The following is a 363-nucleotide window of genomic DNA, read 5'->3' as shown; positions in this document are numbered from 1 at the left end:
GTAGGCCATCGACCCCCAGAACACGGAATGCGTGAGCGGGATGAAGGCCAGCACGGCGGCCAATGCGGTGAGGATCACCGGCCTCGTGCGTTGCACCGTGGCCTCGATGACAGCGTGATAGTCGTCAAGTCCGGCGGCAAGGTTCTCCTTGATCTGTTCGGTCAGGATCAGCGTGTTGCGCATCAGGATGCCCGCCAGTCCGATCAGGCCCAGGATGGCGTTGAACCCGAATGGCTGGTGGAAGAGCAGCAATGCCGGCACGACGCCGACGAGGCCGAGCGGTCCCGTCAGGACGACCATCGCCATCGTCGAGAACGAGCGCACCTGCAGCATGACGACGATCAGCATCGCGGCAATCATGGC

1 protein-coding gene is annotated in these 363 nt (G+C 63.4%); it reads right to left on the bottom strand.

Features of this window, described 5'->3' with window-relative positions; all coding sequences use genetic code 11:
* Nucleotides 1-363, bottom strand: a 363-nt coding sequence (locus MOV75_RS42120; RefSeq protein ID WP_246933140.1) for an efflux RND transporter permease subunit, incomplete at both ends; no start/stop codon positions are given.

This window comes from Bradyrhizobium sp. PRIMUS42 (assembly GCF_023006515.1).
Classification (GTDB): Bacteria; Pseudomonadota; Alphaproteobacteria; order Rhizobiales; family Xanthobacteraceae; genus Bradyrhizobium.
Note: the sequence above shows the minus strand (reverse complement) of the source record. Positions and strands in the feature narration are given on the sequence as shown.